The following is an 11,516-nucleotide window of genomic DNA, read 5'->3' as shown; positions in this document are numbered from 1 at the left end:
CAACGGCACCGGCACCAGCCGCGGGTCCGGCATCGAGGCCGAGGGGGAATGGCGAATCAGCCCTAGGTTCAGGCTTAGCGCGAATTACGCCTACCAAAGCGCGACCCAACCAGGCCCCCTGGCGGGCGCACAAGTGCGAGAGGTACGGCGGTCAAAGCATAGTGGCTCGGTTGCGCTCGATGGCAGCAGCGGCCGATGGAGCTACGGCGTGGGGGTTGCCTACACCGGCTCGCGAATCGATACCGATTTCGACGCCTACCCGGCGCGAACGGTGTCGCTTCATCCTTATTGGCTCGCCGACGCACGCCTCGCCTATCGCGTGAGCCGCACCGTCGAGCTGTTCGTCCGTACGGCCAATGCCTTTGACGCTCATTACGAGGACGTGATTGGCTACCGCACCCAAGGGAGGAGCCTTCATGCCGGCATTCGCCTTGCTGGCCGCTAGCCTGCCGCTCAGGGTCGCGTCGCTCAACCTGTGCAGCGACGAATATCTGCTCCTGCTTGCTGATCCGGGGCGCGTGGTGAGCGTGAGCTATCTGTCGCAGGACGCGCAGGAGTCGCCGCTGTGGCGGGCCGCCAGGCGGTATCAGGGCAATCGCGGGTCGATCGAAGATGTCCTGGCGCTTCGGCCCGATCTCGTCCTGACGATGGGCGGGAGCGGCCGGGCGAGCGCCTCGCTGTCGGGCAGGCTGCACATCCGCTCGCTCGATCTTCGCGAACCGGCGAGCCTTGCGGACGTCGTCACGAACCTGCGAACGGTTGCCGCTGCGCTTGGCGCCCCGGGGCGCGCCGATCCGTGGGTCGCGAGGTTAAGGGCGCTGAAGGCCAGCGCGCCTTCACAAGCGGTCGACGCGGCCTGGGTCTCGGGAGGCGGCCAAAGCCTCGGGGCGGACTCGCTGGGCGCGCAATGGCTTCGGCTGGCCGGGTATCGCCAGCGTCCGCTCCAGGGCGCTCGGCTGACTTTGGAGACAATGATCACTAACCCTCCCAAGGCACTGATACGAAGCAACTATCGGTCGGGACAGATGTCCAGCGGGCAGCGCTGGCTGGACAACCCGATCATTCGTCGCGCGCCGAGCCGCCAGGTGGTCACCGACGGGCGCGCATGGACCTGCATGGGACCTCTCACGATCACCGAAATCGAGCGGCTGCGAAGGCGCGACCGGTGAAAGGCGCGGGCGCATTGGTCGGCCTTGCGTTGGCGGCGATTGCCGCGGCGCACCTCTTTCTGCCTCTGGGACCCGTGCTGGCGCTGCACCGCTCGGACCCGGCAACGGCGGAGCTGCTGCTGACCCAGCTCCGGCTGCCAAGCACGCTGCTGGCGCTCGGCTATGGGGCGGTGCTCGGCATGAGCGGCGCCGCCTTGCAGGCGGTGTTCGCCAACCCGCTGGCGTCCCCCGATATCACGGGTGGAAGCAGCGGCGCCGCGCTCGGGGCGGTGCTGGCCGCTTATTGGTTCGAGGTGTCGGGCCCGATCGCGCTGGCAGCATGCGGTGGTGCCGGGGCTTTGGTCGCTCTGGCGCTATTGCTGACGCTGGCCGGACGGAATGCAGCGGGTGCGACGCTGCTGCTCGCGGGGCTCGCGATCTCGCTGGCGGCCGGCGCGGCGACGAGCCTGGTTCTTGCCCTCGCACCCTCCCCCTTCGCCTTTTACGACAGTTTCGAGTGGCTGATGGGGAGCCTCGTCGATCGCAGCTTGCCGCAGGCAGCGACGGCGCTCGTACCTGCAGCTTTCTGTTGCCTGCTCCTGCTGGCGCGGTCGCGGGCGCTCGACTTGATGGCGCTCGGCGAAGACGTGCTTGCCTCGCTGGGATACCGGCCGCGACGCATTGCGATCGAGGTGGTGGCGCTCAGCGCAATCGCCGTCGGAGCCTGCGTGTCGGTGTGCGGCGCGATCGGCTTCGTGGGGCTGATCGCGCCATATGCGGGTCGGTTGGTCACGAGGGGGCATCCTGGGCGGGCGCTGCTGCCCTCGGCTGCGATCGGAGGAGCGCTGCTGTTGCTGGCCGACCTCGCAGTACGTTTCGGACCGGCTGGACGCACCATCCCGGTCGGCGTGCTGACGACCGTCGCGGGCACGCCCTTGTTCGTGTGGATCGTGGTTCGGATGCGCGCGCGGGTGGCGGCATGACGCCAGTTCTCGATGTGCGGGGCGCAAGCATTCCCGCTCGCTTGCGGTCGACCGCGCTGCGCCTGGACGCTGGGGAGCTGGTCGCGGTGATCGGGCCGAACGGCGGTGGCAAGACGAGCTTGCTGCGCGGCTGCTCGGGCATCGACGGGTCGGCGGAGTCGATTACCGTCGCTGGCGAGGACCTCCGCGCCGCCTCGCCCGCTCGTCGCAGCCATCTACTCGGCTATTTGCCGGCGTCGCGCGATGCCGTCTGGCCGATCAGCGTTCGCGACGTGGTCGCGCTGGGGCTGGCGGTTCCCGACGCTCGGCGAGTGGACGCGCTGATTTCATCGCTGGAGCTTGAATCGCTCGCCGGGAGGGCGGTTGATCGGCTGTCGACGGGTGAACGGGCCCGGGTCCTGCTGGCGCGCGTCCTGGCGCCGAATCCCATGGTGCTGTTGCTCGACGAGCCGCTGTCGAACCTCGACCCCTATTGGGTGCTCCGCCTGCTTGGGCTGCTGCGCGGGATTGCAGACGGCGGCGTGGCAGTCGCGGTGGCGTTGCACGACATCGAGCGCATGACGGCGTTCGATCGCGCGCTTCTGGTCGATGGAGGCGAGATCCGGGCTGACCTTTCGCCGAGCGCCATGCTGGCGGGGCGCGAGTTCGCGCGCGCGTTCCGGATCGAGCGCGCTGCCGCGGGGTGGCGGCTCAGCTCGCCGGCGGGTCGGCGATCATCGCCGTGAAGCTGGCCTCGGCGGCGAGCTTGCCTTCGATCAACGCCCGCCCGACGAACTTGCACACGCTGGTTCGCTTCTGGACGAAGTCGACCTCGAGCCGCAGGAGGACGCCGGGCTCGACCGGAGTGCGGAACTTCGCGCCCTCGATGGCCATGAAATAGACGAGCTTGCCGCTGTTCGCGAGGCCGAGGGATTGGACAGCCAGTACGCCCGCCGCCTGCGCAAGCGCCTCGACAATGAGGACGCCGGGCATGATGGGCCGGCCGGGGAAATGCCCCTGGAAGAAGGACTCGTTGATTGTTACCGCCTTGATCGCGACGATGCCCTTGTCGGGCTCGAGGCTCTCCACGCGGTCGACCAGGAGCATCGGGTAGCGATGCGGAAGCGCCGCCATGACCCGACGAATGTCGAGCGGACCGCCGGCGATGCCGGAGGAGGCGGCGCTTGCCGTTTCGTCGCTCATCCGACGATTAGCGGCCCTGCGGCTGCTGCTGGGCCGGGGCCGCCGGGGCTGTCGTCGAGACCGACGGCAAGGCCGCGTTCAGGCCCGCGAGCACGTCGTTTGTGACGTCGAGCGCGGACGCCGACGCCAGGGTCGCACCCTGCTCGACAAGCACGTTGGCGCCGCGGCGCTGGAGGATCTGCTGGTAGATCGGGCCAAGCTTGGCGCTGATCTGCTGACCGATATAGTCGCGGTTGCGCTGGATCTGCACCTGACGCTGCTGGAGTTCCTGCGCGCCCTGCTGCTGTTTGGCCTGGAAAGCACGGATGCGGGCCTGCAGTGCGGCGTCCGGCTCCTTGCCCTGCGGCAGGGCATCGACGGCCGTCTGGATCGACTTGCCTTCGGCTTCCAACGGCGTTGCAAGCGTCTGCTGCCGCGTCTTGAGCGCATTCAGCTGACCTTGAAGAGTCGCCGCGGCCGTCTTGCAGGCCGTGCACTGGCTGCTCACGCGCTCGAGATCGACAACCGCGACGACGGCGCCCGGGATGGCCTGGGCGGATGCAGCGGCCGGAGCGAGTGTAACCACCGCCGCGGCGGCCAGAATTGCAGTCTTCAGCATCAGAATTGGGTCCCTACGTTGAAATTGAACAGCTTGGTGTCGTCGCCCTTCTGCTTGAGCAACGCCTTGGCGAGATCGATCCGCAGCGGGCCGAAGGGTGAGTTCCAGTTCGCGCCGATGCCGATCGACAGGCGCGGCTTGGGCGAGTTGCCGAGGAACACCTCCCTGAAGCCCGGCGAGGAATCGAACTTCGTCGAATCGTGGGCGATGCCCGAATAATCGACGCTGCAATTCGGGTTCGGGCTCTGGAACTGGGTCAGGCCCGTGGTTCCGACCTTCGGGCTGCAGACCGCGACGATATCGGTCAGGAGGGGCTTCTTGAGACCGAAAAGCGAACCGACGTCGACGAATGCCGAAGGCCTGAGTCCCAGGCTCTGGAGGCCCGAGGAAACCGGTAGCTGCAGCTCGAGCCGGCCCATGTAGTAGGCCCGTCCGCCAAGAGCATCGGTGACGATGCCCTTGGGCTGAAGCGTGCCCGTCGCGTCGTAAGCGTAGCGCTTGATGCGCGGGCCGATGCCGCGGATGTCGAACCCGCGCAGCTCGGGCACGAAGAACCGGTCGGTTAGACGGACCGGATCTTCCCCGGGAAGATTGGATTGCTCAAGCGCGTGGATATACCCACCCTCGGCATGGGCCGAGAAGATCCAGCCCGAACCGAAGCCCCAGTATTTGGTCGCATCTCCGTTCGTGCGCAGATAGCGGACGTCACCGCCAAGCCCGGCGAAGTCCTGCGAAATGCTGAACCGCTGGCCGCGCGTCGGGTGGATGCCGTCCGTATTGTCGTACAGCATCGTGTAGCCGACGGCCGAGGTCAGGCGCTTGCCGATTTCGTCGCAGAGATAGCGGCCGGCCTTCAGCGGGTCGCAGGTGGCGGGTAGCGGGCCGGTGCCGTCCGGGTCGGTGTAGAAGGTCGTCTTGTCGAGCGAGACCTTGTCCTGGGACAAGGTGTACCGTGTTCCCAGCGACATGAACTCGGTGATCGGGAAGCCGAGGCGGAGGATGCCACCGGTGCTGAGCTCCGAATAGGTCGTGTTGCGGGCGTTGTTCTGGAGATAGTCGAAGCTGCGGTAATCCTTGCGGAACACCTGCGCGCCGAACAGGATCTGCTTGTCGAACAGATAGGGTTCGGTGAAGCCAAGCACGACCGACTTGCCGTAGGCCGAATAATCGACGGATGCGTCGACGCTCTGGCCCTTGCCCATGAAGTTGTCCTGAGAAACGCCAAGCTGGATGACGAACTTCTCGAGGCTGGAATAGCCGCCCGAGAGGGACACCTGGCCGGTCGACTTCTCCTCGACGTTGACGCCAAGGACGACCTTGTCGGGAGTCGACCCTTCGGTCTGCTTGATCTCGAGCTTATCCTGGAAGAAGCCCAGACTCTGGATGCGGTCCTGGCTGCGCTTGACCTTGAGCGCGTTGAACGCGTCGCCCTCGTTCAACCGGAATTCCCGCCGGATCACCTTGTCGCGCGTGTTCGTGTTGCCGGTGATGTCGATGCGTTCGACATATTGCCGGGGCGTGTCGTTCACCTTGAAGGTGATGTTCATCAACCGGTGGGCCGGATCGCGGTCGTAGGAGGGACTGATATCGGCAAACGCATAGCCGAGGTTGCCGGCCGCAGCATTGAGGTTCGTGACCGCGTCTTCGATCGCCTTGGCGTTGAACCAGGTCCCCTGCTTCACCTTGACGATCTGCATGATCGTCGCCGGCGGGAAATCGCGAAGTGCGCTCGTCGCCTCGATCTTGCCGAAGTGATAGCGCGGACCTTCCTCGACGACGTAGGTGATGACGAAGTCGCGCCGGTCGGGCGTGAGCTCGGCAAGGGCCGAAACGACACGGAAGTCGGCATAGCCCTGGGTCAGGTAGAAGGCGCGAAGCTTCTGCTGGTCGGCGGCAAGCCGGTCGGGGTCATAGGTATCGTTCGACTTCAGGAAGCCGAGCGGGCCGCCGGCCTGCTTGGTGTACATCTCCTTGCGGAGGCGGCCGTCCGGGAAAGTGGTGTTGCCGATGATGTTGATCGCGCGAACCTTGGCAAGATCGCCCTCGCTGATCTCGAACACGACGTCGACGCGGTTCTGGTCGAGCTGGACGATCTTGGGCTCGACCTGCGCGGCAAACCGGCCCTGGCGGCGGTAGAGGTCGAGAATCCGGTCGACGTCGGAGCGGACTGCCGACCTGGTGAAGATCTGCCGTGGCGACAGCTTGATCTCCGGGGTGATCTTGTCCTGCTTGAGATGCTTGTTGCCCTCGAAGGTGATGCGGTTGATCACCGGATTCTCGCGCACGTTGATGACGAGATTGCCGGTATCGGTGCCGGTGATCGTTGCGTCGGCGAACAGCTGCGTCGCGTAGAGGTCGTGGATCGCCTGGTCGAGCGTGTCGGCAGTGTAGATCTGACCCGGCCGAAGATTGGCGTAGGAACGGATCGTTTCCGGCTCCAGGCGCTGGTTGCCGCGGACCGAGATCGAGCGAATCATCCGCTCGGGTGCTGGGGCGGGCGGAGTCGCGGGCAGCGCGGTCGGCGCGGTTGTTTGAGCCGGCGCCGTGTCGACAGGCGCCAGTGTGTCCACCGGCGGCGGAGTGGTGTCGGCGGGCTGGGTTTCCGGCGGCGGCGCAGTCTGCGCGACGAGAGGCGCTGCCCAGCCGCCGAGCATCGTGCCGACGAGGAGAAACGCGCCAGCGCGCCGCTTGAAGCTCTTTGATCCTGAAATCACGCGTCCCCGCCTTGAATGCTGCTTACGGTTATGATGCTTCCGGCCCGGCGACGCCCCCCGGCCGCCAAATGCAATGTCTGCCCCTGCCCCAAGCCACCTAGTCAATCAAGCGTTCAAGCCGATCCCAGAGCCCGACCGAGGCCAGGTTGTTGAAGGTCGTGAAGGCGAGCAGTGCAAGGATCAGCGCCAGCCCGCCCCGGAACGCCCATTCCATGATCTGCTCGCTGACGGGGCGCCGGCGAATGGCTTCGACGATGTAGAAGAAAAGATGGCCGCCATCGAGCATCGGAACTGGCAAGAGGTTGATGAATCCCAGATTAATTGAAATCAGCGCGATGAGGACGACGACCGGGAGCACGCCGAGACTCGCCGCCTGGCCAGCGAACTGAGCGATCCCTACGGGTCCTTTTAGCTCGGTCGGTGAGATCCGCCCGCGGAAGATCATTCCGATATTGTCGACCATGGAGCGGGTCAGGCGGGCCGTATAGTCGACTGCAAGGGGCACGGCCTTATAGACTGGAACGGGTTGCAGGGCCTGGGCGGTTGGATAGACGCCAAGCAGTCCGTGCGGGATTTTTTGCCCGAACGGATCCGGGCTCGAATCCGACCGTACGGTAACGCGAAGGGTCCGGGGCTGGCCGTCGCGAACAAGGTCGACATCGACGTGCTCGTTGGCGCGCACGGAAACGACGTTGCTGATATCGTCGAAGGTTGGAGTCGACCGGCCAGCGACGGACAGAATTCGGTCGCCAGGCTGAATCCCGGCCGCCGACGCCGCACTTCCCGGGAGCACCTTGCCGACGACGTTGGTGCGCGGGATCCCGACGAAGGTGAAAAAGGCGGAGAAAATGAGGATTGCGAGGATGAAGTTCGCGACCGGGCCGGCAAGCACGATGAGGAAGCGCTGCCAGACCGGCCGAAACTGAAAGGCACGGGCGCGAAGCTCTTCGGGAATGTCTTCCGCCGCCCCCGGCTCGCTGGCCGCGTTCATGTCGCCGACGAACTTGACGTATCCGCCGAGCGGCAGCCAGGCGACTTTCCAGCGTGTGCCCTGCCGGTCGGTCCATCCGAACAGCTCGCGTCCGAAGCCGATCGAGAAGCTCTCCGCCGGCACGCCGAACAAACGGGCGACAAGATAGTGACCGAGCTCGTGGAAGAAGACGAGCGGCCCGAGGACACACACGAAGGCGACGAGGGCAAGCCACAGGGGCGGTTGCTGCAGGATCACGCGCAGCTCGCCTTCATGGCTGCACCGACGCGTGACCGGGTCGCGCGGTCGATCTCCAGAACGTCGGCGATGCTCAACGGCGTTGAATCCCGGCTTCGATCGAGCGCATCGGCGACGGTGGCCGCAATCGCCGGGAAAGGGATCGCTCCGGCGAGAAAGGCGTCGACCGCGACTTCGTTGGCGGCATTGAGCACGATAGGCGCGGCGCCGCCCGCCTCCAGCGCCTGGCGAGCCAGCCGCAGGGCTGGAAAACGTCGATCGTCGGGACTCTCGAACGCCAGGCTGCCGATTGCCGCAAGGTCGAGCCTTTCGGCCGGGGTTGGCATCCGCTTCGGCCAGGCGAGTGCATACGCGATCGGGATGCGCATGTCGGGGCTGCCGAGCTGGGCAAGCACGGAGCCGTCGACGAATTCGACCAGGGAGTGGATGACCGATCGCGGGTGGATGAGGATGTCGATCTGCTGCGACGGCAGGCCAAACAGGAAGTGAGCCTCGATCAGCTCCAGGCCCTTGTTCATCAGGGTTGCGCTGTCGACGGAGATTTTGGCGCCCATCGACCAGGTCGGATGGGCGATGGCCTGCGAGGGGGTCGCAGAGGCCATCATCTCGCTCGATGCAGTTCGAAACGGACCGCCGCTCGCAGTAAGGATGATCCTTGAGACATCGCCGCCACGGCTGCACGCAAGGCACTGGAAGATAGCATTATGTTCGCTGTCGACCGGGAGGATGGTCGCACCACTCGCCTTCGCGGCCTCAGTCATCAGGGCGCCGGCGGTCACCAGCGCCTCCTTGTTGGCGAGTGCCACGGTTCGCCCCGCCTCGACAGCGGCCATGACCGGTTCGAGCCCAGCGCAACCGACGATCGCCCCGATCACAAGGTCGGCTTCCGCGGCGGCGGCAGCGACCAGCGCCGACCGGCCGCCCTCGGCGCGGCAGCCGGTGCCGGCGAGGCGCTCGCGAAGCTCGGGAAGGAGGCGCTCGTCGCCGATAACGGCAAGCGCGGACCGACTGCGCCTGGCGATGTCCGCGAGATCAGCGACCTTCGTCGCCGCCGTCACGGCGCTTATGGAAAAAAGCTCGGGCGAGCGTTCGATCAGGTCCAGCGCCGACGTCCCGATAGAGCCGGTCGCACCGAGGATCGCAATCCGGCGGGTCATGTCAGGCCCGCCAGTTGGGCGGCGGCTGTCAGCACCACCACCGGTACGAAGCCGTCGAGGCGGTCGAGGATGCCACCGTGGCCGGGCAGTAGCTTGCCCGAATCCTTGACGCCGGCTCGCCGCTTCATCCAGCTTTCGAACAGGTCGCCGCATTGGGCCATTCCCGCGAGGATCGGCGCGAGGACGATCAGCGGATAACCGAGGCCGCGGGTAAAGACCCACAGCGTACCGAGCACGGTCGCCACTGCGATGCCGCCGTAAAGGCCGGCGACCGTCTTGCCGGGGCTGATCGAGGGAGCAAGCTTCCTGCCGCCGATGGCCCGTCCGACGAAATAGGCGCCGATGTCGGTCGACCAGGTGACGATGAAGACCCAGACCAGCAGTGCTAGGCCCCCCTCGTTCGTGGGGTCGGCGAGCGGCGTACGTTGCCGGATCCATAAAAGGGCGAGCGCCGGCAGCAGCGCGTAGAAAAAGCCCCCGATCGACCAGGCCGGGCCCCAGCCGCGACTGATCTGCCGCCACTCATAGAACATCGCGACCGCCACAACCGCGGCGAGGACCGCGAGGATGTCACCGCCGACCACCGCTGCTATTAGCGCGGTCGCGATCAGGACGAGACCAGAGAGGGTCCGGACGGCAAGCTCGCTCATCGGCCGCCGAACCGCCGCTGACGCGAAGCATATTGACCTAGGGCGTCCACGAAGACCGTTTCGTCGAAATCCGGCCACATGATGTCCAGGAAGAGCAATTCCGCGTACGCCGCTTGCCACAAGAGGAAATTGGAGAGGCGGACTTCGCCGGAAGTGCGGATCAGGAGGTCCAGCGGTGGTAGTTCGCGGGTCTGCATTTCGCCCGCAATGCGCTGCTCGTCGATCTCGCTCACCTGGAGTTGGCCGTCGAGGGCTCGTTGCGCGAGCGTCCGAGCGGCGGCGGCGATCTCCGCCCGGGAGCCATAGTTGAGCGCGATGACCAGGGTCAGGCGCGTGTTGCTGGCGGTGCGCTCGACGGCCTTTTCGAGCCGGGCGACGAGGTCAGGCCCGAATGCCTGATAGTCACCGATCAGCTTGAGGCGCACCCGCTCCTTCTCGAGAGTCTTCAGCTCGCGCTCCAGGTAGAAGCGCATCAGCGCGGTGAGGTCCGATACCTCCTCCTCGCTGCGCCGCCAGTTCTCGGAGGAAAAGGCATAGATGGTGAGAACCTCGACGCCGTGGTCCGCCGCCGCCTGCAGTGCTCGGCGCACGGCCTCCGCACCAGCGCGATGGCCGGCGATGCGCGGCAATCCCCGGCTCTGCGCCCAGCGTCCATTGCCGTCCATGATGATGGCGACGTGACGAGGAGTCGTCGAGGCCGCTCCCGTGCCGGGCGACGCCGAGCCGGGCACCGTGTCTGCGCCTGGAGCGACGGGACCGGCGCGGGCGATCACTTGCCGAGGATTTCCTTTTCCTTGGCCTGAGACAGCTGGTCGATTTCGTTGATCGTGTCGTCGGTCAGCTTCTGCACCTCGGTCTCGTGGCGCTTGCGCTCGTCTTCAGAGATTTCATGCTTCTTTTCATCGGTCTTAAGGGTGTCGTTGCCATCCCGGCGAACGTTGCGAACAGCGATTTTCGCCTTTTCGGCATATTGGCCGACCAGCTTGGCGAGCTCCTTGCGGCGCTCCTCGGTCAAATCCGGGATCGGCAGCCGGACCATCTGGCCGTCCGTCACAGGGTTGAGACCAAGACCCGCCGAGCGGATCGCCTTTTCCACCGGGCCGACGTTCGACCGGTCCCACACCTGGACCGTCAGCATGCGCGGCTCCGGCGCGGAAACCGTCGCCACCTGGTTCAGCGGCATCTGCGCGCCATAGACCTCGACATTGATCGGATCCAGGAGGTTGGTCGAGGCACGCCCGGTGCGAAGCCCAACGAGATCGTGCTTCAGGGCATCGATCGCGCCGTGCATGCGGCGCTGAAGGTCTGCCTTGTCGAATGCGGGCATGGTTATTCTCCGTTCTGAACGACCGTCGCCGTGCCTTCTCCGGCCAGCACCTGGGCAAGGTTGCCCCGCTGCCGGATGTTGAAGACGACGATCGGAATATTGTTGTCGCGGCACAGCGCCACCGCTGCGGCGTCCATGACCTTGAGGTCGTCGCTCAGCACTCGGCCGAAGCTGACGGTCTCATAGCGGGTCGCCGTCGGATCCTTCTTCGGGTCGGCGGTATAGACGCCGTCGACGCTCGTACCCTTGAAGAGGGCATCGCAACCCATCTCCGCAGCACGCAACGCCGCTGCCGTGTCGGTGGTGAAATAAGGATTGCCCGTCCCCGCCGCGAATAGGACGATGCGCCCTTTCTCGAGATGCCTCAGCGCTCGGCGGCGGATGTAGGGCTCGCTGACGCTGGCCATCGGGATCGCAGAGAGGACGCGAGTGTCGACGTCGACGCTTTCGAGTGCGTTCTGAAGCGCCAGCGCGTTCATCACCGTGGCCAGCATGCCCATGTAATCGGCGGTCGCGCGGTCGAAGCCCT

13 protein-coding genes are annotated in these 11,516 nt (G+C 65.9%); 4 read left to right on the top strand and 9 right to left on the bottom strand.

The window, feature by feature from the left end; genetic code table 11:
- From JOZ79_RS01920 to JOZ79_RS01905, 4 genes are all read left to right on the top strand, one after another.
- Window positions 1–445 (top strand): TonB-dependent receptor (locus JOZ79_RS01920; protein WP_294069831.1); only part of this gene is annotated, 445 nt, incomplete at its 5' end.
- On the top strand, window positions 417–1,169 hold the full coding sequence (locus JOZ79_RS01915; RefSeq protein ID WP_294069829.1) for an ABC transporter substrate-binding protein: 753 nt from the start codon (window positions 417–419) through the stop codon (window positions 1,167–1,169). The genes JOZ79_RS01920 and JOZ79_RS01915, both read left to right, overlap by 29 nt.
- Window positions 1,166–2,131, top strand: a complete 966-nt coding sequence (locus tag JOZ79_RS01910) for an iron ABC transporter permease (protein ID WP_294069827.1) — start codon at window positions 1,166–1,168, stop codon at window positions 2,129–2,131. Before JOZ79_RS01915 ends, JOZ79_RS01910 begins: the two co-directional genes overlap by 4 nt.
- The gene (locus tag JOZ79_RS01905) at window positions 2,128–2,856 is read left to right on the top strand and encodes an ABC transporter ATP-binding protein (RefSeq protein ID WP_294069825.1); all 729 of its coding nucleotides are present in this window, start codon (window positions 2,128–2,130) and stop codon (window positions 2,854–2,856) included. The genes JOZ79_RS01910 and JOZ79_RS01905 overlap by 4 nt, the downstream gene beginning before the upstream one ends.
- Here JOZ79_RS01905 and fabZ read toward each other — a convergent pair.
- The 9 genes from fabZ to pyrH form a co-directional block, all read right to left on the bottom strand.
- Window positions 2,822–3,313, bottom strand: coding sequence for a 3-hydroxyacyl-ACP dehydratase FabZ (fabZ, locus tag JOZ79_RS01900; protein WP_294069823.1), 492 nt, complete (start codon window positions 3,311–3,313; stop codon window positions 2,822–2,824). The genes JOZ79_RS01905 and fabZ overlap by 35 nt on opposite strands.
- A 7-nt stretch (window positions 3,314–3,320) precedes the next feature.
- Entirely contained in the window at window positions 3,321–3,911 is a 591-nt protein-coding gene (locus tag JOZ79_RS01895) for an OmpH family outer membrane protein (protein ID WP_294069821.1), read from the bottom strand.
- On the bottom strand, window positions 3,911–6,625 hold the full coding sequence (bamA, locus tag JOZ79_RS01890; protein ID WP_366514785.1) for an outer membrane protein assembly factor BamA: 2,715 nt from the start codon (window positions 6,623–6,625) through the stop codon (window positions 3,911–3,913). Before bamA ends, JOZ79_RS01895 begins: the two co-directional genes overlap by 1 nt.
- Window positions 6,626–6,722: 97 nt before the next feature.
- Window positions 6,723–7,853, bottom strand: coding sequence for a M50 family metallopeptidase (locus JOZ79_RS01885; protein ID WP_366514784.1), 1,131 nt, complete (start codon window positions 7,851–7,853; stop codon window positions 6,723–6,725).
- Window positions 7,850–9,010: a 1-deoxy-D-xylulose-5-phosphate reductoisomerase gene (locus JOZ79_RS01880; RefSeq protein ID WP_294069819.1), complete on the bottom strand. Its 1,161-nt coding sequence runs from the start codon at window positions 9,008–9,010 to the stop codon at window positions 7,850–7,852. The genes JOZ79_RS01885 and JOZ79_RS01880 overlap by 4 nt, the downstream gene beginning before the upstream one ends.
- Entirely contained in the window at window positions 9,007–9,660 is a 654-nt protein-coding gene (locus JOZ79_RS01875; RefSeq protein ID WP_294069817.1) for a phosphatidate cytidylyltransferase, read from the bottom strand. Before JOZ79_RS01875 ends, JOZ79_RS01880 begins: the two co-directional genes overlap by 4 nt.
- A complete protein-coding gene (uppS, locus tag JOZ79_RS01870; RefSeq protein WP_294069834.1) occupies window positions 9,657–10,325 on the bottom strand; it encodes a polyprenyl diphosphate synthase in 669 nt (222 codons plus the stop codon). Before uppS ends, JOZ79_RS01875 begins: the two co-directional genes overlap by 4 nt.
- A 104-nt stretch (window positions 10,326–10,429) precedes the next feature.
- A complete protein-coding gene (frr, locus tag JOZ79_RS01865; protein ID WP_294069814.1) occupies window positions 10,430–10,987 on the bottom strand; it encodes a ribosome recycling factor in 558 nt (185 codons plus the stop codon).
- A 2-nt stretch (window positions 10,988–10,989) separates the two neighbouring features.
- Window positions 10,990–11,516: UMP kinase (gene pyrH / locus JOZ79_RS01860; protein WP_294069811.1), on the bottom strand; the 527-nt coding region annotated here is incomplete at its 5' end.

Source organism: Sphingomonas sp., assembly GCF_019242355.1.
Lineage (GTDB): Bacteria > Pseudomonadota > Alphaproteobacteria > Sphingomonadales > Sphingomonadaceae > Sphingomicrobium.
Note: the sequence above shows the minus strand (reverse complement) of the source record. Positions and strands in the feature narration are given on the sequence as shown.

Excerpts from the sequence above, each read along its gene's own strand:
- JOZ79_RS01915 (WP_294069829.1), top strand. The coding sequence starts at position 417 with ATGCCGGCATTCGCCTTGCTGGCCGCTAGCCTGCCGCTCAGGGTCGCG.
- JOZ79_RS01905 (WP_294069825.1), top strand. The coding sequence starts at position 2,128 with ATGACGCCAGTTCTCGATGTGCGGGGCGCAAGCATTCCCGCTCGCTTG.
- fabZ (WP_294069823.1), bottom strand. The coding sequence starts at position 3,313 with ATGAGCGACGAAACGGCAAGCGCCGCCTCCTCCGGCATCGCCGGCGGT.
- JOZ79_RS01895 (WP_294069821.1), bottom strand. The coding sequence starts at position 3,911 with ATGCTGAAGACTGCAATTCTGGCCGCCGCGGCGGTGGTTACACTCGCT.
- JOZ79_RS01880 (WP_294069819.1), bottom strand. The coding sequence starts at position 9,010 with ATGACCCGCCGGATTGCGATCCTCGGTGCGACCGGCTCTATCGGGACG.
- JOZ79_RS01875 (WP_294069817.1), bottom strand. The coding sequence starts at position 9,660 with ATGAGCGAGCTTGCCGTCCGGACCCTCTCTGGTCTCGTCCTGATCGCG.
- uppS (WP_294069834.1), bottom strand. The coding sequence starts at position 10,325 with ATGGACGGCAATGGACGCTGGGCGCAGAGCCGGGGATTGCCGCGCATC.
- frr (WP_294069814.1), bottom strand. The coding sequence starts at position 10,987 with ATGCCCGCATTCGACAAGGCAGACCTTCAGCGCCGCATGCACGGCGCG.